This window comes from Klebsiella sp. K5-306, assembly GCF_051835185.1.
GTDB classification, from domain to species: Bacteria; Pseudomonadota; Gammaproteobacteria; order Enterobacterales; family Enterobacteriaceae; genus Klebsiella; species Klebsiella oxytoca.
This window is the reverse complement of the sequence record NZ_JAIFJY010000001.1, coordinates 685,486-704,990: the sequence shown is the minus strand read 5'-3', so window position 1 is coordinate 704,990 and position 19,505 is coordinate 685,486. Positions and strand designations below refer to the sequence as shown.

21 protein-coding genes are annotated in these 19,505 nt (G+C 57.2%); 11 read left to right on the top strand and 10 right to left on the bottom strand.

The features are described 5' to 3' along the window. Nucleotides 1–37 precede the first annotated feature (37 nt). From K2184_RS03405 to sad, 3 genes are all read right to left on the bottom strand, one after another. Complete coding sequence (locus tag K2184_RS03405) at nucleotides 38–412, bottom strand: DUF4186 domain-containing protein (protein ID WP_004102313.1); 375 nt, start codon at nucleotides 410–412, stop codon at nucleotides 38–40. Beyond that, the gene (gene glsB / locus K2184_RS03400; RefSeq protein ID WP_023329760.1) at nucleotides 412–1,338 is read right to left on the bottom strand and encodes a glutaminase B; all 927 of its coding nucleotides are present in this window, start codon (nucleotides 1,336–1,338) and stop codon (nucleotides 412–414) included. Before glsB ends, K2184_RS03405 begins: the two co-directional genes overlap by 1 nt. A 202-nt stretch (nucleotides 1,339–1,540) precedes the next feature. After that, a complete protein-coding gene (gene sad, locus K2184_RS03395) occupies nucleotides 1,541–2,926 on the bottom strand; it encodes a succinate-semialdehyde dehydrogenase (protein ID WP_163525240.1) in 1,386 nt (461 codons plus the stop codon). 105 nt (nucleotides 2,927–3,031) lie between these two features. Between sad and ptrR the strand changes: the two genes are divergently transcribed. Further along, complete coding sequence (gene ptrR, locus K2184_RS03390; RefSeq protein WP_004102317.1) at nucleotides 3,032–3,910, top strand: putrescine utilization regulator PtrR; 879 nt, start codon at nucleotides 3,032–3,034, stop codon at nucleotides 3,908–3,910. On the opposite strand, the gene K2184_RS03385 is transcribed toward ptrR, so the two are convergent. Continuing rightward, a complete protein-coding gene (locus tag K2184_RS03385) occupies nucleotides 3,864–4,346 on the bottom strand; it encodes a GNAT family N-acetyltransferase (protein WP_004113275.1) in 483 nt (160 codons plus the stop codon). The two genes, ptrR and K2184_RS03385, sit on opposite strands and share 47 nt — an antisense overlap. Nucleotides 4,347–4,490: 144 nt before the next feature. Here K2184_RS03385 and K2184_RS03380 point away from each other — a divergent pair, with 144 nt between their 5' ends. Then, nucleotides 4,491–5,435 (top strand): L-lactate dehydrogenase, encoded by a 945-nt coding sequence (locus K2184_RS03380; RefSeq protein WP_004102319.1) that lies wholly within the window; start codon nucleotides 4,491–4,493, stop codon nucleotides 5,433–5,435. A gap of 13 nt (nucleotides 5,436–5,448) precedes the next feature. Here the strand turns inward: K2184_RS03380 and K2184_RS03375 are convergent, their stop codons facing one another. The 3 genes from K2184_RS03375 to dtnK are packed head-to-tail and all read right to left on the bottom strand — an operon-like array spanning nucleotide 5,449 to nucleotide 8,429. Next, on the bottom strand, nucleotides 5,449–6,210 hold the full coding sequence (locus K2184_RS03375) for a DeoR/GlpR family DNA-binding transcription regulator (RefSeq protein WP_004102327.1): 762 nt from the start codon (nucleotides 6,208–6,210) through the stop codon (nucleotides 5,449–5,451). A gap of 1 nt (nucleotide 6,211) precedes the next feature. Further along, a complete protein-coding gene (locus tag K2184_RS03370) occupies nucleotides 6,212–7,198 on the bottom strand; it encodes a D-threonate 4-phosphate dehydrogenase (RefSeq protein WP_004113279.1) in 987 nt (328 codons plus the stop codon). Further along, entirely contained in the window at nucleotides 7,191–8,429 is a 1,239-nt protein-coding gene (gene dtnK / locus K2184_RS03365; protein WP_123830327.1) for a D-threonate kinase, read from the bottom strand. Before dtnK ends, K2184_RS03370 begins: the two co-directional genes overlap by 8 nt. A 176-nt stretch (nucleotides 8,430–8,605) precedes the next feature. Here dtnK and K2184_RS03360 point away from each other — a divergent pair, with 176 nt between their 5' ends. The 6 genes from K2184_RS03360 to K2184_RS03335 all read left to right on the top strand — a co-directional run bounded on the left by K2184_RS03360 (nucleotide 8,606) and on the right by K2184_RS03335 (nucleotide 14,497). Then, a complete protein-coding gene (locus tag K2184_RS03360) occupies nucleotides 8,606–9,751 on the top strand; it encodes an iron-containing alcohol dehydrogenase (RefSeq protein WP_163525238.1) in 1,146 nt (381 codons plus the stop codon). A gap of 18 nt (nucleotides 9,752–9,769) precedes the next feature. Further along, the gene (locus tag K2184_RS03355; RefSeq protein ID WP_163525237.1) at nucleotides 9,770–10,654 is read left to right on the top strand and encodes a dihydrodipicolinate synthase family protein; all 885 of its coding nucleotides are present in this window, start codon (nucleotides 9,770–9,772) and stop codon (nucleotides 10,652–10,654) included. Nucleotides 10,655–10,766: 112 nt separating this feature from the next. Continuing rightward, the gene (locus tag K2184_RS03350; RefSeq protein ID WP_004113287.1) at nucleotides 10,767–11,528 is read left to right on the top strand and encodes a TerC family protein; all 762 of its coding nucleotides are present in this window, start codon (nucleotides 10,767–10,769) and stop codon (nucleotides 11,526–11,528) included. Nucleotides 11,529–11,557: 29 nt separating this feature from the next. Then, nucleotides 11,558–12,730 (top strand): sialidase family protein, encoded by a 1,173-nt coding sequence (locus K2184_RS03345; RefSeq protein ID WP_032728314.1) that lies wholly within the window; start codon nucleotides 11,558–11,560, stop codon nucleotides 12,728–12,730. Continuing rightward, on the top strand, nucleotides 12,727–13,197 hold the full coding sequence (locus tag K2184_RS03340; RefSeq protein ID WP_032728315.1) for a YhcH/YjgK/YiaL family protein: 471 nt from the start codon (nucleotides 12,727–12,729) through the stop codon (nucleotides 13,195–13,197). The genes K2184_RS03345 and K2184_RS03340 overlap by 4 nt, the downstream gene beginning before the upstream one ends. Before the next feature lie 19 nt (nucleotides 13,198–13,216). Further along, nucleotides 13,217–14,497, top strand: a complete 1,281-nt coding sequence (locus K2184_RS03335; RefSeq protein WP_004113290.1) for an SLC13 family permease — start codon at nucleotides 13,217–13,219, stop codon at nucleotides 14,495–14,497. 134 nt (nucleotides 14,498–14,631) lie between these two features. On the opposite strand, the gene K2184_RS03330 is transcribed toward K2184_RS03335, so the two are convergent. Both K2184_RS03330 and K2184_RS03325 read right to left on the bottom strand, forming a co-directional pair. Then, nucleotides 14,632–15,438: a PhzF family phenazine biosynthesis protein gene (locus tag K2184_RS03330; protein WP_004113291.1), complete on the bottom strand. Its 807-nt coding sequence runs from the start codon at nucleotides 15,436–15,438 to the stop codon at nucleotides 14,632–14,634. 9 nt (nucleotides 15,439–15,447) lie between these two features. Continuing rightward, entirely contained in the window at nucleotides 15,448–16,239 is a 792-nt protein-coding gene (locus tag K2184_RS03325; protein ID WP_004102346.1) for a PhzF family phenazine biosynthesis protein, read from the bottom strand. Between the two features lie 205 nt (nucleotides 16,240–16,444). On the opposite strand from K2184_RS03325, the gene K2184_RS03320 reads away from it, so the two are divergent. Beyond that, nucleotides 16,445–17,644 carry a sugar transporter gene (locus tag K2184_RS03320; protein WP_023321061.1) on the top strand — a complete coding sequence of 400 codons (1,200 nt, stop codon included), beginning with the start codon at nucleotides 16,445–16,447 and terminating at the stop codon, nucleotides 17,642–17,644. Nucleotides 17,645–17,716: 72 nt separating this feature from the next. Here the strand turns inward: K2184_RS03320 and K2184_RS03315 are convergent, their stop codons facing one another. After that, nucleotides 17,717–18,385, bottom strand: a complete 669-nt coding sequence (locus K2184_RS03315; RefSeq protein ID WP_004102348.1) for a MarC family NAAT transporter — start codon at nucleotides 18,383–18,385, stop codon at nucleotides 17,717–17,719. Between the two features lie 260 nt (nucleotides 18,386–18,645). Between K2184_RS03315 and marR the strand changes: the two genes are divergently transcribed. Both marR and marA read left to right on the top strand, forming a co-directional pair. Then, on the top strand, nucleotides 18,646–19,080 hold the full coding sequence (gene marR / locus K2184_RS03310; RefSeq protein WP_004102349.1) for a multiple antibiotic resistance transcriptional regulator MarR: 435 nt from the start codon (nucleotides 18,646–18,648) through the stop codon (nucleotides 19,078–19,080). Between the two features lie 17 nt (nucleotides 19,081–19,097). Further along, nucleotides 19,098–19,478, top strand: a complete 381-nt coding sequence (gene marA, locus K2184_RS03305) for an MDR efflux pump AcrAB transcriptional activator MarA (RefSeq protein ID WP_004102351.1) — start codon at nucleotides 19,098–19,100, stop codon at nucleotides 19,476–19,478. Nucleotides 19,479–19,505 lie beyond the last annotated feature (27 nt).

The following is a 19,505-nucleotide window of genomic DNA, read 5'->3' as shown; positions in this document are numbered from 1 at the left end:
GAGAATAATTATCAGGCATATACCGACGCCCGATGAATTACGCTCTGCCGCGGTCCGGCGAGTTCATCTGGATCACCAGCCAGTGGTGAATCACCTGCACCACGTAGCGCTGTTCTGCCTCGCTGAGGCCCCGCCCCCGAGGGATAGCGTGCCACTTTTCCAGGCAGCCGCGACAGCAGGTCGCGGTGGCGTGCTGGGCGATGAATACCGGGTGTCCGCGCATCGGAGTCTGTTTGCCATCGTTAGGAATTTGCGCCGGAGCCAGGCGCCTGGCGATAAAATCAGCCGCGTGCTGGTCGATAACTTCCGCCCCCTTATCATAGCAATACTGCCGTTCCTTTACGCCGAGGCGAAAGCGGGAGCGAAAAGTGGAACGCTGCAGGCGGGCGAACAGATTTTCTATGGGCACCATCAGAATACCGACCTCCCCAGTTTTTGCGTCAGTTTTTCCAGTAAAGCGATCCCGGCCAGCGAGTTCCCGGCGTCATCGAGCTCGGGGCTCCAGACCGCAATCGCCATCTCCTGCGGAACGATGGCCACAATCCCGCCGCCGACGCCGGATTTCGCCGGTAAACCGACGCGCCAGGCAAACTCACCGGCGTTCTGGTACATGCCGCTGGTCATCATCAAAGCGTTGACCTGCCGCGACTGAATGGGGGCGATAACCGGCGTCGCAAGATGCGGGGCGATACCCCGGTCGGCAAGGAACAGAAAGGTACGCGCCAGCTCTACGCAGCTCATCTCCAGCGAACAGTAGTGAAAATAGTTTTGCAGTACCGTGGCAACATCGTTGTGAAAGTTGCCGAAGGATTTCATTAGCCAGGCAATGGCGGCATTACGCGCCGAATGATCGAACTCCGAGCGGGCGACCACCGGATCGTAGGCAATATCGCTCACCCCGCTCAGGCGCCGCACGATTTCCAGCATCCGCTGACGGGGCGCGCTAAGACGGCTTTGCAGCATATCGCAGACCACCAGCGCCCCGGCGTTAATAAACGGGTTACGCGGTTTGCCTTGCTCAATTTCCAGCTGCAACAGCGAATTAAAAGGCTGGCCGGAGGGGTCTTTACCCACCCGCTGCCAGATCTCCTCTTCCTGATAGTGGTTCATCGCCACCACCAGACTGAGGACTTTGGAGATAGATTGAATCGAGAAACGCTCGTGGGCGTCACCGGCGCTGTAGTGCTGACCGTCCACCGTACAGATTGCCACGCCGAGCTTATCGCCGCTGACCCTGGCCAGGGCAGGAATATAGTCCGCCACTTTACCGCGGCCAATCAGCGGCCTGACTTCAGCCAGAATGGCATCGAGCATTGCGTTATTAATTACCGTCGCCACGCGCGGCTCCTTGCCAACATCAAAATTCGGGCGGTAATTATAGGCGCACCTGTCGCGAAGAAACAGCCTCTTTGTTGCTCCTGCATCGCCAGGGTGAAGGGTCGCTCGTCAGCGGGGCCTGTCAGGGCGACCAAACCGGCAAATCGCACGAATCGGTAGCCCGGGTCAGGCGTTAGCCGCAACCCGGCGATTTTTCCGCAGTCTAGCGGCGATCTCTCCAGACGGTCTGCACGTTGCAGAATTCATGCAGACCAAAATGGGAGAGCTCGCGGCCAAATCCGCTTTTCTTCACGCCGCCGAACGCCACGCGGGCATCGCTGGCGCAGTAGCCGTTAATAAACACGCCGCCGCACTCCAGCTCATCGGCAAAGCGTTGGGCCTGTGCTTCGCTGGTGGTATATACCGTTGCAGAAAGGCCAAACTCGCTATCGTTCGCCAGCGCCAGCGCGTGGTCGGCATCGCGAGCTTCGGTAATTGTCGCCACCGGGCCAAACAGCTCCTGGCGGAAGCCGGTCATCTCAGCGGTGACGTTGCCCAGCACCGTCGGCGCATAGTAGTTGCCCGCGCCGGCGATTTTTTCCGCGCCCAGCAGCAGGGTCGCTCCTTCTTTTAAGGTCGCGCGCACCTGCTCATGCAGCTCATCGCGCAGATCGAAACGCGCCATCGGCCCGATGTAGTTTTGTTCATCGCGCGGATCGCCCATTTTGAGCGCGGCGACGGCGGCGACAAATTTCTGCGTAAAGGCCTCGGCAATGCCCGCCTCGACGATAAAACGCTTCGCCGCGGCGCAGACCTGCCCGGTGTTCTGGTAGCGGCCGATCACCGCCGCTTTCACCGCCTCGTCGAGGTCGGCATCGTTGAGCACGATAAACGGATCCGAACCGCCCAGCTCCAGGACGCATTTTTTCAACGCCGCGCCGGCCTGCGCGCCAATCGCCTTCCCGGCCCGCACGCTGCCGGTAACGGTCACCGCGGCGATACGCGAATCGTTGATCATCTGCGAAACGCTATCGTTGGTGGCATTCACCCAGCCAAACACCCCGGCCGGAACGCCGGCTGCGGCAAAGATTTCACCGATCATCGCCGCGCTTCCCAGTACGTTTGGCGCATGCTTAAGCAGATAGCTGTTGCCCGCCAGCAGAATCGGTACCGCGCCGCGCAGCACCTGCCACACCGGGAAATTCCACGGCATGATGGCGAGGATAGCGCCCATCGGCCGGTACTCAATGACCGCTTTATTATCTTCAACCAGCGTCGCTTCGGTTTTGAGCATCGCCGGTCCGTGCTCGGCATACCAGTCGCAGAGATTTGCCGATTTCGCGACTTCCCCGCGCGCCTGAGCGATCGGTTTTCCCATCTCCAGGCTAATCATTTGCGCCAGCGTTTCGCCGCGCGCGCGCATCGCGTTACCGACATGACGCAGCGCTGCCGCGCGTTCCGCAACGCTAACGTTGCGCCACTGACGATAAGCTTGTTCCGCAAGGGCAACGGCCGAATCGACTTCTTGCTCGCTCGCCCAGGGCAGAGACGATATGGTTTCACCTGTGGTCGGGTTCACGGAAACCGCATGAGTGGCAGATACATTCATCGTTAATCTCTCTGTGTTGATTGCGAAGTGACCTTATTCTGGCTTACCCTACCCTTCATTAAAAATGAATAATATTAAGCAACCTGTTCACAAAAGAAGAATGCCATGGACCTGACCCAGCTTGAAATGTTTAACGCCGTCGCCAGCACCGGCAGCATTACCCAGGCCGCGCAGAAGGTGCATCGCGTGCCGTCGAACCTGACCACGCGCATTCGCCAGCTGGAGGCGGATCTCGGCGTAGAGTTGTTTATTCGCGAAAACCAGCGTCTGCGCCTGTCGCCCGCCGGGCATAGCTTTTTACGCTATAGCCAGCAGATCCTCGCCCTGGTAGATGAGGCGAGAATGGTGGTCGCCGGAGATGAACCTCAGGGGCTGTTTTCCCTCGGCTCGCTGGAAAGTACCGCCGCCGTGCGCATTTCACCAACCCTGGCGCACTTTAATCAACGTTACCCCAAAATTCATCTGGCCCTCTCCACCGGCCCTTCCGGCACTATGATCGACGGCGTCCTGGAGGGAAACCTGAGCGCGGCGTTTGTTGACGGCCCGCTGGTGCATCCGGGGCTTGAGGGGTTACCGGTATTTCCCGAAGAGATGATGATCGTCGCGCCCTTTGGCCACCCGCCCATTGCGCGCGCCAGTGAAGTGAATGGCGCCAGCGTCTATGCTTTTCGCGCCAACTGCTCCTACCGCCGCCATTTTGAAAGCTGGTTTCATGCCGATCGCGCCACGCCGGGACGCATCCATGAAATGGAGTCCTACCACGGGATGCTGGCTTGCGTCATTGCCGGCGCCGGTCTGGCGCTGATCCCACGCAGTATGCTGGAGAGCATGCCGGGCCATCAGCAGGTTTCTGCCTGGCCGCTGGCGGAAGAGTGGCGCTGGCTGACCACCTGGCTGGTCTGGCGGCGGGGGGCGAAAACCCGTCAGCTCGACGCGTTTATAGCGCTGCTGAACGAAGATCGGCAAGCAGCATCTTCTCCATAAAGATGCTTAACGGATCCGGCTGATACGGCGCAAAGGCGCTACGGGTCTGGTAGCCATTGCGCGTATATAACGCAACGGCGGCGTGCTGATGGATGCCCGTTTCCAGGCGCACGGTATGGCATTCGCGATTTATCGCCTCTTCCTCCAGCGCGGCCAGCAGTCGTTCTCCCAGCTGCTGCCCGCGATGGGCCGGGTGAATAAACACCCTTTTCATCTCGCCAACCCCCTCTTCGCCGAGCACGATCGCCCCGCAGCCGACGGCGTGGCGCTGCGTATCGCGAATAAGAAGCGCAATAACCGACTCCGCCGGTAGCGCGCTCAGGTCGATCAAATGGTTGCTCTCAGCCGGGTAGAGCGTCTGCTGATACGCGTCCAGTTCGGCAATTAAGGCCATCAGATCCGGGTGGTTTTGCGGGGTTGGGGTGATTGTGTACATAGAGAAGCTCCTTTTTGACCATACTGTAGCGCGGAGCGTCTCGCAGGCGGCCATAGCATTAACTTATCGCTTCACACCTCGCTTGCGCTTCCCCCTAAAGTGGCAGTAATTTTGCGTCATGACGACATTTATCAGGAACAAACCATGAATACCAAAGCGCGCAAGGTCATGATTATCGGGGCAGGCAACGTCGGCGCCTCTGCGGCCTATGCCCTGTTGAATCAGAATATTTGCGAGGAGTTAATCCTCGTGGACCTGAATAAAGCCCGCGCCGAAGCGCACGCCCAGGACCTGAGCGATGCGGCGGCCTACATGCCGGGGATGATGACGATTTCCTCGCGGGAAGCCAGCGACTGCGCCGATGTTGATATTGCGGTGCTCACCGTTTCCGGCGGCGCGCTCAAACCGGGCCAGACTCGACTGGACGAACTGACCAACACGGCGACAATTGTAAAAAGCCTCATTCCGCAAATGATGAGCGGCGGTTTCAACGGTATTTTTTTGATTGCCACCAACCCCTGCGACATCATCACCTGGCAGGTATGGCGGCTTTCAGGTCTGCCGCGCAGCCAGGTGCTGGGTACCGGCGTCTGGCTGGATACCACGCGCCTGCGCAGAGTGCTGGCTCAGGAGCTGGATATCGGCGCGCAGAGCATCGACGCCTTTATTCTCGGCGAGCATGGCGACACCCAGTTTCCGGTCTGGTCGCACTCAGCGGTTTACGGCGCCGCCATCGGCGATGTGTACCAAAAGCATACTGGTCAAATTCTCGACCGGGAGCGGATTGCGGAAAAGGTGCGCAGGCTGGGATTTGAAATTTACGCCGGTAAAGGCTGCACCGAATACGGCGTCGCCGGGACTATCGCCGAAATCTGCCGCCATATTTTCACCGGCAGCCATCGTGCGCTGGCGGTATCGTGTATTCTGGATGGCGAATACGGCATCACCGGCGCGGCGGCAGGCGTACCCGCGGTGCTTACCCAAAGCGGCGTACAGCAGATCATTGAGCTGCAGCTGGCCGATGATGAAGCAGAGAAGTTCCGCCGCTCTGTGGAAGTGATTAAAGCCAATATCGCCCGCCTACCGTAACCCGCTTTCCCGGCTAGTCGGCAATGATCAGCCGGGGATGGATATGCCCCAGCAGTTCACGCGTCTCTTCCGGCAGATGATTATCGGTGATGATATCGGTGAGCGAGTCAAGATGGGTGATGTTAAACAGCGACCAGGCGCCGTATTTTGAGCTGTCCGCCAGCAGAATGCGCCGCCGGGCGTTCGCGATTAAATCCCGCTTCAGCGCCGCTTTCTCTTCCGTTGGCGAGGTTACGCCCTTCTCCAGATCCCAGCCGTTGCAGCTGACGAACGCCAGATCGGGCCAGATATTTTGCAGCAGACGGCGTCCGTGATCGCCGATGCAGGACTGGCTGCTGTCGTCGATGCGTCCGCCGATGATGGTAACTTCAATTTGCTTAAATTCCGAGAGAAACAGGGCGATATGCAGATCGCTGGTGATCACCCGCAGCGGCAAGTGGGTTATCTGCCGGGCAAGTTCGATCATCGTGGTTCCGGCATCGAGGACGATGGCGTCCCCGGCCTTGACTAACGCCGCCGCCGCGCTGGCGATGGCGTATTTTTCCTGCAGACTGCGCTGGGACTTCTCTTGGGTGGTGGGCTGTGAAGGAATAAACCGGTTGAGCGTGACGCCGCCGTGGGTACGGCTGATGACCCCTTCCTGATCGAGCTTAATCAGGTCGCGGCGAATCGTCGCCGGCGAGGCGTGAGTCGCCGCCACCAGCTGGTCCACTGTCACCAGATTATGGCTCTTCAGAAAATCCATAATCTGCTCTAACCGGTTATATCCCTTCATGTTATTCCTGTGCGATTTGCATGGCGAGCTCAATAGAGGTTGCCATGCTGTCAGACTTAGCTTTACCTGTCCAGGCAATATCAAACGCCGTGCCGTGGTCTGCGGAAGTGCGGATAAACGGCAGTCCGGCGGTAATATTTACCCCATCATAAAATCCAAGTAATTTTAGCGGAATATGCCCCTGATCGTGATACATCGCGACCACCATATCAAACAGACCTTCGTGACACTGCATAAATACCGTGTCCGGCGGGCATGGCCCGGTCACGTTGAGCCCTCTGGCCTTCATCGCTTCAACGGCCGGACCCACGATACGAATCTCTTCATCGCCAAACAGACCGTTTTCCCCGGCGTGAGGGTTCACTCCGGCAACGGCAATGCGCGGATTAGTGAAACCCACCCGGCGCAGGAAGCTATCGGCGATGCCGATCACCGTTTCAACTCGCGGCTGGTTCAGATTATCAAGGAATTTTCGCAGCGCCACGTGGGTAGAGATATGGATCACTTTGAGCTTATCGGTATATAACACCATCGCAAAATCTTTGGTTTGCGTCAGATGGGCGAGCATTTCGGTATGTCCCGGGAAGTTGTGCCCGGCCAGATGCAGCGCTTCTTTATTGAGCGGCGCGGTAGCGATCGCAAACACCTCACCCGCCATCGCCAGCTCGGTCGCTCGCTTGATGCAGCGGTAAGCTAAATCCCCCGCCTGCGCCTGCACTTCCCCCGCGCGTAGTCCTTGCGGATCGGCTAGCGGTTCGTCGATAACGTTAATCGTGCCCGCGCTGAACTGCGCCTGTTCCGGACGATCAATGATACGCAGCTCGGCGGGCGGGGTTATCCCCATCGCCAGGATCCGCCGCAGCGTCTGCGCGCAGCCCACCACCACGACCGGCGCGCCGTTGAGTTTCCCCTCAACCAGCGATTTGATAATAATTTCCGGGCCAATGCCTGCCGGGTCTCCCATCGTTACCGCAATGATGTTAGTCACTCATTTTCTCCTCAATAAAATTCACAACCTCCAGCAGGGTGGTTTCCGTTCCGAATCCGCCTGCCTTGGTCATTACCGGCCGCTGCCAGCTACTACCCAGAAAATTGCCGAACGGCACGCATTGCGCCACCCGGCCTGTAATATGAAATCCGCTGGCGCCCAGCGCCTGCGCCACGGCGATCGCCACGTCGCCGCCGGATAAATAGAGCGCTCCCGGCTGGCTCTGCGCGATGGCCAGCGCGCTGACTCGCGCCAGGTATGCGCAGATGCGCTCGCCAAGGGCAGTGCGATCGACCCCATGCCGACGACACAAGGCTTCAACCGCCTTTCGCGCCTCGCTATCGGGTCGGGTGGTGATAACGCAATGATTATTTTCGCTCAATACCGCCACGATACGCCGGGCATCAAGGGCGGCATCGCCGTCAAAGGCCATAGCCACATCAATGTCGACCCGCCGGACGCGCGGATGCTCATTAAGGCGGGCAACCTGCTGTTGCGCGATTTCGCTCATTGAACCGACCACGGCCAGCAGCGGGCCGTACGGTATAGTCGCCAGCCGACGCGCCAGGGCGTCGCATAGCCCCGCAGACCCCACCAGCAGCACCCGCTGCTCGCACAGAGCGACCGTGGCGATAATGGCGTCCAGCTGCTGGTTTTCTTCGGCATCGACGATCAGCACCCGCGGCGTCTCAACCGTTTGTTCCAGCTCTGCCGCCAGCCCGGGGACCGTTGTCCTACGGCACAGCAAATCGCTTTGTTGGGCGACCACGGCGGCGATATCCGCGCTGCTGACCGGCGTTTTCGGGTCGGTCGCGAACTCGGTTTCATTCACCGGCGAGCCGTGCACATAGCACAGCCCCCGGCGCGTCACCCGGCCAGCCGCCGGAAAAGCCGGCGCCAGAACTGCTACGGCGCAGTTTAGCGCGCGCATCGTTGCTTCCAGCTCGGCGCCGAGATTGCCGCGCAGCGTGGAGTCGATTTTTTTCACCGTCCAGCGCGGCTGAAAACGCGGCAACACCGCCTGTAAAAGATGCGTGATGCGCCGTGCCGCCTCTGCGGCGGGCTGCGCGCGGCTGTCGCTATTGAGGATCAGCGCCTGCGCCTCTCCCTGGTAGCTGGCGCTAAACGCCACTTCCGCCCGCATCCCCGTCTCCGCCAGGCTGACTCCCGCGTCATTTGCGCCGGTAAAGTCATCCGCCAGAACCAGCACCTTGTTATCGCCGCTGCCCATCATGTTCCCTTTTCAAGCTGTTCGAAATTGATAATGATTATATTCAATCACAATTGATTAAATGTGAGCAAGCTCAAGTTATTAAATCTCGCTATAAATTATAACTTCATCCCACAATGTGAGTGACCCGAACAATAGATGATTAAGTTTAATCATCCATAAGACAGGAGAAAGAAGTGGCAACCATTAACAGCACCCTGATTAGCGGCGCGGGCGCGTTTACCGCCCTGCTACCGCTGCTGACCGGCAAACAGCGCATTTTGCTGGTCACCGATGCCAACGTTGGCAAACTCGATGCCGCACGGCAGATCCGTACGCTTCTGGAAGACGAAGGGCGTCAGGTTCAGATCGTTGATTCCGTACCCGCAGAGCCAAGCCAACATGATATGACGCAAATTCTGCGCCTCGTCAGCGCTAACCAGCCGGAGCTAATTGTCGGGATTGGCGGCGGTAGCGTTCTGGATGTGGCCAAGCTGCTCTCGGTTCTGCTGCATCCCGACTCGCCGGGGCTTGAGGCGCTGCTGGCCGGCGAAAAGCCGCAGCAAAAGGTGACCTCGTTATTAATTCCCGCCACTGCCGGCACCGGTTCCGAAGCCACGCCGAACGCGATCCTGGCAATCCCGGAACAGAATACGAAGGTGGGGATTATCTCCCCGGTTCTGCTGCCGGATTATGTTGCCCTGCTGCCGGAATTAACCACCAGCATGCCCGCGCATATCGCCTCCTCTACCGGCATTGACGCGCTGTGTCATCTTATTGAGTGCTTTACTTCGACCGTTGCCAATCCGGTTAGCGATAACGCGGCGCTGATTGGCCTGCGCAAGCTGGTGCGCAACATCGAGCTATCGGTGAGCGAGCCGCACAATCTGGCGGCGAAGCTGGAGATGCTGTGGGCCTCTTATTATGGCGGTGTGGCTATTAACCATGCGGGCACTCATCTGGTTCATGCCCTTTCCTATCCGTTAGGCGGCAAATATCACCTGCCGCACGGCGTGGCTAACGCCATTTTGCTGGCGCCTTGTATGAAGGTGGTGCGCCCACACGCGGTGGCGAAATTTGCCCAGGTCTGGGATCTGCTCCCTGAAGCCGACCTGACGCTTAGCGAAGAAGAGAAATCCCATGCACTGGTCGCCTGGCTCGCCGCGCTGGTGAAACGCCTGCAGCTGCCCGATAACCTTGCCGCGCTGGGCGTACCGCCAGAAAGCATCAGCGAACTGAGCGAAGCGGCGCTGAACGTCAAGCGTTTACTGAATAATGCGCCATGCAGCGTTAACCAGGATCAGGTTGAGGCGGTTTACCGCCCCCTGTTTCCCGCACAATAACACCAGGGAAGAGATGAAATGAGCAATTCAATTACCGGCGTTCTGACCGCCATCATCACGCCTTTTACCGCAGAGGGAGCCGTGAATATCCCGGCGCTAAGGCAGCAGGTGCAGCGCCAGCTCGCCGCGGGCAACGGTATTTTTTGCGGCGGTACCAACGGCGAATTCTTTGTGCTGAATGAAGCGGAAAAAATCGCCGTCGCTAAAGCCTGCGTGGATGAAGTTGCCGGTCGGGCGCCGGTGGTGGCGCATATTGGCGAAGTGTCGACTCGCGAAACGATCCGCCTGGGTCAACAGATCGAACAACTGGGCGTTGACGCGGTCTCCGTGATTACCCCCTGGTTTGTGCCGCTAAAACAGGATGAGCTGATCGCCCACTATACCGCCATTGCTGACGCCCTGAGTGTACCGGTATTTCTCTACAACATCCCGGCGCGCACCGGCAACACCATTGAACCGCAAACCGCGCGCGCGCTGGCGCAGCATCCGAACATTATCGGCGTCAAAGACAGCGCCGGCAGCTACGAAAGCCTGAAGGGTTTCCTCGATGCGGTCCGGGATATCGCCGATTTTGACGTGCTGAACGGCCCTGATTCGCTGATACACCAGGGTTTTGTTGATGGCTGCTCCGCCTGTATTTCCGGGCTGGCAAACGTCGCGCCAAAAGAGATCAACGCCATCTGGGCAAATTTTAAAGCGGGCAATGTTGAGGGCTCCCGCCAGGCTCAGGAGAGCGTCACCGGTCTGCGTACCGATCTTTATAAAGTGGCGTTCTCGCCGGCGGCGGTAAAAAAAGCGCTGCAGCTGATGGGCCACGATGTTGGCGACAGTCGCTACGCGGTGAGCTTCACCTCGGCGCAGTGCGCGGAAATTAATCAAATTATTGCCAAATATATTTCCTGACGATAGCGGAAATAGTTAATTAAATTTCCGGCACTGGTGTAAACAAAAAATCAGTGCCGGGAATATTTAATATTTTGTATATAACGTCTTACGTAACGTAAGGGATGTTTCAATGTTTATATGGATGCTTGACCCTGAAATATGGTTGACGCTGGTAACGCTCACATTTCTGGAGATTATTCTCGGGGTCGATAATATTATCTTTCTCTCGCTGGTAGTGGCCAAACTGCCACCGCATCAACAAAATGTTGCGCGTAAGTTGGGATTAAGCGGCGCAATGGTTATGCGCGTGCTATTGCTGGTATCTATTGCCTGGCTGGCGCATATAACGGTGCCGCTGTTTACTATTGCGCATTTTGTCGTATCGGTGCGCACCATCATTTTATTTGTCGGTGGTTGTTTCCTTATTTACAAGTCACTGCAGGAGATACGCGGTGAACTGCAGCTGGAAGAAGAGTCGCACGGCGGCGGCCAGCGTCAGCTTTCGCTGGCGGGCGCGGTTGTCCAGATTATGCTACTGGATATTGTCTTTAGCCTGGATTCAGTTATTACCGCAGTCGGTTTGTCGCAACATATTTTCATTATGATTACGGCAGTCATTATTGCTGTTGGCATTATGATGTTCGCGGCAAAGACCATTGGCGATTTTGTCAATAACACGCCAACGATGAAAATGCTCGCTTTAACCTTTTTGTTGCTGGTGGGGATATTACTGGTCGCGGATAGTCTGGAGATACACATTGCAAAAGGTTATCTCTATTTTGCCATTTTCTTTTCGCTGGCGGTGGAAACGCTCAATATTATTCGTAATAAAAAAATCATTAAGGCTTCGCAGCCCGCAGAAGCTTACGACTCATTACAGCTAAACAAATAAAACCCTACTGAAAATAACGGAGTATGAATATGTCTGTAACCGCAATTCGTGACGGAATCATTAATCAGCATGAACAGGACGCGCGGGTCGAAACCGCGATGTTACCGTCATCCTGCCCGCAAAACCATGCGGCAAACCTGCTGCCGCTGCCGGACGGCTCCCTGATGTGCGTCTGGTTCGGCGGTACCCAGGAAGGCGTTGCCGACATTTCCGTTTGGGGATCGCGTCTGCTGCCCGGGAGCCGCCAGTGGAGCGATGCGGTCAAATTGTCTGATGACGCCAGCCGTTCCGAGCAAAACCCGGTGCTGTTTCTGGCGCCGGATAACGTGCTATGGCTGCTGTGGACCGCGCAGATCTCCGGCAACCAGGATACCGCCATCGTGCGCTATCGCCAGTCAACGGATCTGGGCCAAACCTGGGGCGAGATTGCCACCCTGCTCGATAAGCCCGGCACCTTTATTCGCCAGCCGATCACCGTCCTCGACAACGGCAACTGGCTGCTGCCGGTCTTCTACTGCCGCACTCAACCGGGTGAAAAATGGGTTGGCAACGACGATATCAGCGCCGTCAAAATCTCCTCCGATTGCGGCAAAACCTGGCGCGACGTCGAAGTACCGCAAAGCCTGGGCTGCGTACATATGAACATCACCGCGCTGCCGGGCGGCACGCTGGTTGCGCTGTTCCGCAGCCGTTGGGCCGACAATATCTACTACAGTCAGTCCGTCGATAACGGCGAAAGCTGGTCAGTGCCTGAACCGACTGAACTGCCCAATAACAACTCATCTATTCAGGTGACTACCCTCGCCAGCGGCGAACTGGCGCTGGTCTTTAACCACATGAGCGCCGCCGGCGCGCGGGAACGCCGGGCATCGCTTTACGACGAAATCGACGATGGCGATAACAGCCGTAAAGAGCCGGAAGTGACCAGCGGGCGTTCGGCCTTCTGGGGAGCGCCGCGCGCGCCGATGACTGTAGCCATCTCCGCCGACGGCGGTAAAACCTGGCCATGGCAGCGCAACCTCGATGAAGGCGACGGCTACTGCATGACCAATAACTCGCTGGATAAGCGCAATCGCGAGTTCTCCTACCCGAGTATCAAACAAGGGGCGGACGGCACGCTGCACATTGCCTACACCTGGTTCCGCCAGGCGATTAAATACGTGCACGTTTCGCCCGAGTGGGTGAAGGAGTCCGCACGATGATCGTCGGCAACCTTAACGCCCTGCCGCTGGCAGGGCTTCCCCCGGCGCTGCGGCAGATCCTCTCCCTTCCGCAAGCCACGCTAGCGGCGCTGCGCGGCAGGCCGGACGGCCGCTGGCAGCCGGAAAACTGTCGCTGGTATTGCAATATCGGCGAAGCGCATACCCAGCCGACCGCCCAGCGGCACACCGAATATCACCATCAGTGGGCCGATATTCAGGTGATGCTGGCGGGCTGCGAGGTGATTAACGCCGGAATGCTCTGCGTCGCGCAGGATAGCGATGAAGAGCGCAAACCGGATCTGTTTATCGCCCGCGATTGCCCGTTGCAGGTATCCATCACCCTGTATCCCGGTGATTTTGCGATATTTCTGCCAGGCGAACCCCATCAGGCGCTGTGCGCGGTAGACATGCCGTCAACGGTACGCAAAGCCGTATTTAAAGTGCCGAGCGACATGCTGGAAGGGTAAATAAGAAGGAGAAATAACAATGACAATGGAAATGATTCTGGCGCTGGGCATTCTGGTGCTAATGATAGTTCTTATTATGTCAGACAAAATGGCGTTTGGCGCACCGCCGCTGCTCGCCTGTCTGCTATTGGTTGTGACAGGGCTCTCCAACGTTCAGCAGGCCTTTGCCGGGTTTGTTAACTCAAGCGTCATTATGATCGCCGGCTTTATGGTGGTGATGGCGGCGCTGCAGAAAACGCGGCTGATCGGTAACGTAAAATCGGCGATGGTTAATCTGGTAAATAAAGGCAGCTATAAAAGCTACGCGCTGCTACTGGTGATTGTCATGATTGGCGCCAGCCTGGCGGGTACCGGTTCAACCGGCTACTACGTGCTGATTCTGTCACTGGTTTCGACCATCCCCTACAGCAAGAAGCTGCCGACCTCAAAGCTGATGATGCCGCTGGGATTCGCCACCAATCATCCTCTGTTCCCGGTTAACGTCGCGCTGCTGTTTGGCGTCACCGCCACGGTACTGCAAACCGCCGGTTTCAACGAGGAGATTTCAATGGTGAAATTTGCTCTGGTCAATCTGGTGATGTCGCTGGCCTTTTTGGCCTGGTGCCTGGTTGCGTATCGCTTTTTACCCGATCACCCGATCGCCGATGCCTCCGAGGAAGCGATGGCGGTACGCGAAGAGGAAGCCGTGGTGCTGCCCGCGTGGAAAGAGTATTGCACCGTTGGCGCCTTTGCGTTCAGCGTCGTGGGTATGATGCTGATGAACCAGTTAGGCAACATCGCCTATGTCGTACCGGGTCTCGCCGCTGCTTTCGTGATGATGATTAACGTCGTCGACTTCAAAGAGGTTCGCGATCATATGGGCGCGCCGGTTATCCTGATGATGGCCGGAGTGATCGGCGTCGCCGATGCGCTGGCAGGCACGGGCTTCACGGCAATGGTCGGCGATGCGGTGGCGGGCGTGCTCGGCGCAAACGTATCGCCCTTCGTGTTTATTTTTATCTTTGCGCTACTGACCAGCACCTGCTCAACCTTTACCGGGTCGAACATGGGCTCGGTGTATATCTTCGCGCCGATCGCGATCGCCGCCTGTACCAGCCTCGGCCTCAACCCTACCGCAGCCGCGATTGCGGTGGTCATTTCTGGCTGGAACGGTGGCTATATGCCGATTGACGGTATGCCGGCAATGATTCTGGGAATGGGAAAATATAAATTACCGGAATTCTGGATATTCTCGGTGCCGATGTACTTAATACGGATTCTGGCACTGTGCGTCGGCGCGATTGTGATATTCCCGATGTAGTTTTCTTTTCAATCTGTTCTGGTCTGACGCGATAGTGGCTCTGGTTTTTCGTGGAGTACGCAGGAGACGTTTGCCCAACACGCGGGGATGGATAAGGGATCGGCAGGTTTATTGCCGATCCCTTTTTATTTTGCTTACTCGCCTGACGTTATTTCACGTAGCGTGATTACGCCATTTAAATAGGTTACCGCCTGGCCGCTCATTAATACCCGCTCGCCCTTTAGCTCGCAGCGAATATCACCGCCGCGCGCGGAAACCTGCCGCGCCAGCATCTGGGTTTTGCCCAGCTTCGCACGCCAGTAGGGAATCAACATGGTATGCGCAGAACCGGTTACCGGATCTTCCCACACCGCTTCTCCCGGGGAGAAAAAGCGGCTGACGAAGTCATATTCGCCGCTGCCTGCGGCGGTAACGGTAACTTTATGCTCACCCGGGATCATCGCGGTAATATTCGGCCGCAGGGCTTCTAGCAGGTCGCGAGAGGCCAGCTCGATAAGCCATGCGCGTCCCTTACGCGCGTGCAGATAGCTATCAATACCCAGCGCGGAGAGCATCGCGGCGGGCGGCTCACCCTCCTGCGTTTCTCCCGCCGGGAAATCCAGCGTCAGCCACTCGCCTTCACGGCTCACGGTCAGGCGACCGGAAGCGGTCGCGAAGTGAATGACCGCGTCAGGATAATCCAGGTGATGAAATATCACGTGCGCGCTGGCAAGCGTAGCGTGGCCGCAGAGATTGACCTCGTTGCGGGTGGTAAACCAGCGAAGCGCAAAACCATCGCTTTCTGGCACCACGAACGCGGTTTCCGACTGGTTGTGCTGCTGCGCCATGTTAAGCAGCAGCGCATCCGGCAGCCACTCTTTAAGCAGGCATACCGCCGCCGGATTGCCGGCAAAAGGCTGGTCGCTGAAAGCCGCCACCAGATAAAAAGGGATTTCCGTCACCCGGCCTCCTTAACGCAGCGTAATCGTGCCGATTAAATAGGTCGTCGCCTGACCGCCGATCAGAACCCGCTCGCCCCGCCACTGGCAGCGCAGATCGCCGCCGCGGGCCGAAACCTGCCGCGCCTGCATCTCCGTTTTGCCGAGCTTTTCGCCCCAGTAGGGAATCAGCATGCTGTGGGTCGAACCGGTCACCGGATCTTCCGCCACCGCCTCGCCCGGGCAGAAGAAACGGCTGACAAAGTCATACTCTTCATCCGCCGCGCTGATACAGATCATTTTACCGAGGCGCTGGAGTCTCTGCATATCCGGGCGCACGGCTTCCACCTGCTGGCGGTTGGCCAGAATCACCAGATAATCGCGCGCCACGCGTATCTCCTGCGCTTCGCGCAGTCCGAGCCCGGCCAGCAGTTCCGCAGGCGGCTGCTCAACGGCGGTCGTCGCCCAGGCCGGGAAATCCAGGGTCAGCCAGTCGCCGCTGCGCGTGACGCGAAGCTCGCCAACAAAACGGGTGCTAAAGACAATCGTTGATGACGGGTGATCGAAATATTCAAAAATCACGTGCGATGCCGCCAGCGTCGCATGGCCGCAAAGGTTGATCTCATCCAGCGTGGTAAACCAGCGCAGCTCGTATCCTTCATCGGTGCGGACGAAAAACGCCGTCTCCGACTGATTATGCTGTTGCGCCATTTTCAGCAACGTTTCGTCCGGCAGCCATTCGGTGAGCGGGCAAACTGCCGCTGCGTTGCCGCCAAAGCTATGGTCGCTGAACGCATCGACCAGATAAAAATTAATTTCCTGCATCGTTCGGTCCCTTCATCTTCTTTACTTATCGATAACATGACATAAACGAGATAATTGCACACCTTTTATAAGAAAATTAATCCGTTAGGTTCAGGTATTTCCTTCAAACAAAAATGAGACTCAGATCACAAAATGGTTGTGTTTTAGGCAGCGATCGTTTTAAGATCGTGCCACTTCTTTCCTCTTTGTAACCAGCCCTGAACTTATGATGACAAATACGGTTTCACGCAAGGTCGCGTGGCTGCGCGTAGTCACGCTTGCGATTGCGGCATTTATTTTTAATACCACCGAATTTGCGCCCGTTGGCCTGCTGTCGGACATTGCTGACAGCTTCGGCATGGAAACGGCGCAGGTGGGGATTATGCTGACGATCTACGCCTGGGTCGTCGCGCTGATGTCGCTGCCCTTTATGCTGTTGACCAGCAAGATGGAGCGCCGTCGTCTGCTGGTTGGCCTGTTTATTCTGTTTATCGCCAGCCACGTGCTGTCGTTCCTGGCATGGAACTTTAACGTGCTGGTGATCAGCCGTATCGGTATCGCTTTTGCCCACGCGGTATTCTGGTCGATTACTTCAGCGCTGGCGATTCGTATGGCGCCAGCCGGTAAACGGGCGCAGGCGCTGAGCCTGATTGCTACCGGTACCGCGTTGGCGATGGTTTTCGGTATCCCGATCGGCCGTATCGTCGGGCAGTACTTTGGCTGGCGCACCACCTTCCTGGTTATTGGCCTGGGAGCGCTGATCACCATGGTATGCCTGATCAAGCTGCTGCCCAGGCTGCCGAGCGAGCATTCAGGTTCGCTGAAAAGCCTACCGGTGCTGTTCCGCCGCCCTGCGCTGCTGAGTATTTATTTACTGACGGTGATTGTGGTGACCGCGCACTATACCGCCTATAGCTATATTGAACCGTTCGTTCAGACGGTCGCCGGCCTGAGCGGCAACTTCGCGACCGTGCTGCTGCTGACGCTGGGCGGCGCGGGTATCGTCGGCAGCATTCTGTTTGGTAAGCTCGGCAACCTGCATGCTTCCGGATTAATCAATGCGGCGATTGGCCTGCTGCTGGCGTGTCTGCTACTGCTGCTGCCCGCCTCGCACAACGCTAACCACCTGATGCTGCTGAGCGTCTTCTGGGGCGTGGCGATCATGATTATCGGGCTTGGTATGCAGGTTAAAGTGCTGGCGCTGGCGCCGGATGCAACCGACGTGGCGATGTCGCTGTTTTCGGGGATCTTTAATATCGGCATCGGCGCTGGCGCGCTGGTGGGCAGTCAGGTCAGTACCCATCTGTCGATGGCATCGATTGGCTATGTCGGCGCGATCCCGGCCGTCGTCGCGTTAATGTGGGCGGTGATGATTTTCCGCCGCTGGCCGATCTCGCTGGACGACCATCAGCCGCATCACTCCTGATCGTTCGACTAAAAAAAGCCTGCCGGTTGTAAAACGGCAGGCTTTTTTATTTTTCCTGTCGACGCAAAGTCGTCAGGCGTGATAGGTCGAAATAATCTCCAGCACGCCGTTGATGATGAATTGCACGCCCATACAGACCAGCAGGAAGCCCATCAGGCGGGAAATCGCCTCGATACCGCCCTTCCCGACCAGACGCATAATCGCTCCGGAGCTGCGCAGGCAACCCCACAGAATAATGCCGACCAGCGCAAAAGTAATCGGCGGCGCCGCCAGCACAACCCACTCCGGGAAGTTTGCGCCGTGCTTCACCGTCGACGCCGAGCTGATAATCATCGCGATCGTCCCCGGCCCTGCGGTGCTCGGCATCGCCAGGGGAACGAAGGCAATATTGGCCGTCGGTTCATCTTCGAGCTCTTCCGATTTGAGCTTAGCTTCCATCGAATCATGGGCCTTTTGCTGCGGAAACAGCATCCGGAAGCCGATAAAGGCGACAATCAGCCCCCCGGCGATACGCAGTCCGGGAATCGATATGCCAAAGGTGTTCATCACCACCTGCCCGGCGTACCACGCGACCATCAGGATAGCGAACACGTAGACCGAGGCCATCAGCGACTGCCGGTTACGCTCGGCGTTATTCATGTTTCCGGCCAGGCCAAGGAACAGCGCCACGGTAGTCAGCGGGTTTGCCAGCGGTAGGATCACAACCAGTCCCAGGCCTATCGCTTTAAAAAGATCCATCATAGTGAGTTAAAGTCCTGTAAATATTGGATTATCAAAAAATGACGCGCGCCGAGTATAGCGTCGGTTGTCAGGGTAGCGCGAGTTCCCGGCAGAATGTATCCATCATGCAATAAATCATAAGACAACCGCGCCAAATAGAGTGACCTGCATCACAACTATCCGTTTTAGCAAATCGTGGCATCGGCTTATTCATCAGGTTGACTTATATTTGCCTAGGCAATAATATCTCCCGCAACTAAGTCATTGCCTGGGCAACCATCGTGAAAAGTACAAGCGACCTGTTTAACGAAATGATCCCCCTCGGACGCTTGATCCAGATGGTTAACCAGAAAAAAGATCGCCTGCTCAACGACTACCTCTCACCGATGGATATTACGTCCACCCAGTTTCGGGTGCTCTGTTCCATTCGTTGCGAAGTGTGTATTACCCCCGTTGAGCTGAAAACCGTCCTTTCCGTCGATCCGGGCGCCATGACGCGCATGCTTGACCGCCTGGTCTGTAAGGGCTGGATTGAACGGTTACCCAACCCGACTGACAAGCGTGGCGTACTGGTGCAGCTAACGCCAGACGGCGCAGCCCTTTGTGAGCAGTGTCATCAGGTTGTGGGTCAGAAATTGCACCAGGAACTAACAAAAAATCTGTCGACGGATGAAGTGGCCACTCTTGAGTGCCTGCTCAAAAAAGTTCTGTCGTAATAAGAAGAGGTAAGATGATGTCCAGACGCAATAACGACGCCATCACTATCCATAGTATTTTGTCGTGGATCGAGGATAACCTGGAATCGCCCCTGTCGCTGGAGAAGGTTTCAGAGCGCTCAGGTTACTCCAAGTGGCACCTGCAAAGAATGTTCAAGAAAGAGACCGGTCACTCGCTGGGACAATATATCCGCAGCCGTAAGCTGACCGAGATTGCGCAGAAGCTGAAGCAGAGCAACGAGCCTATCTTATACCTGGCCGAGCGCTATGGCTTTGAGTCGCAGCAAACGCTGACGCGGACTTTCAAAAACTATTTCGATGTTCCGCCGCACCAGTATCGTATTACTAACGTGCCGGGCGAGTCGCGCTACCTGCTCCCGTTGAACAACTGTTGTTAACCGCCTGCAAAAAAGACGTATTGAGGA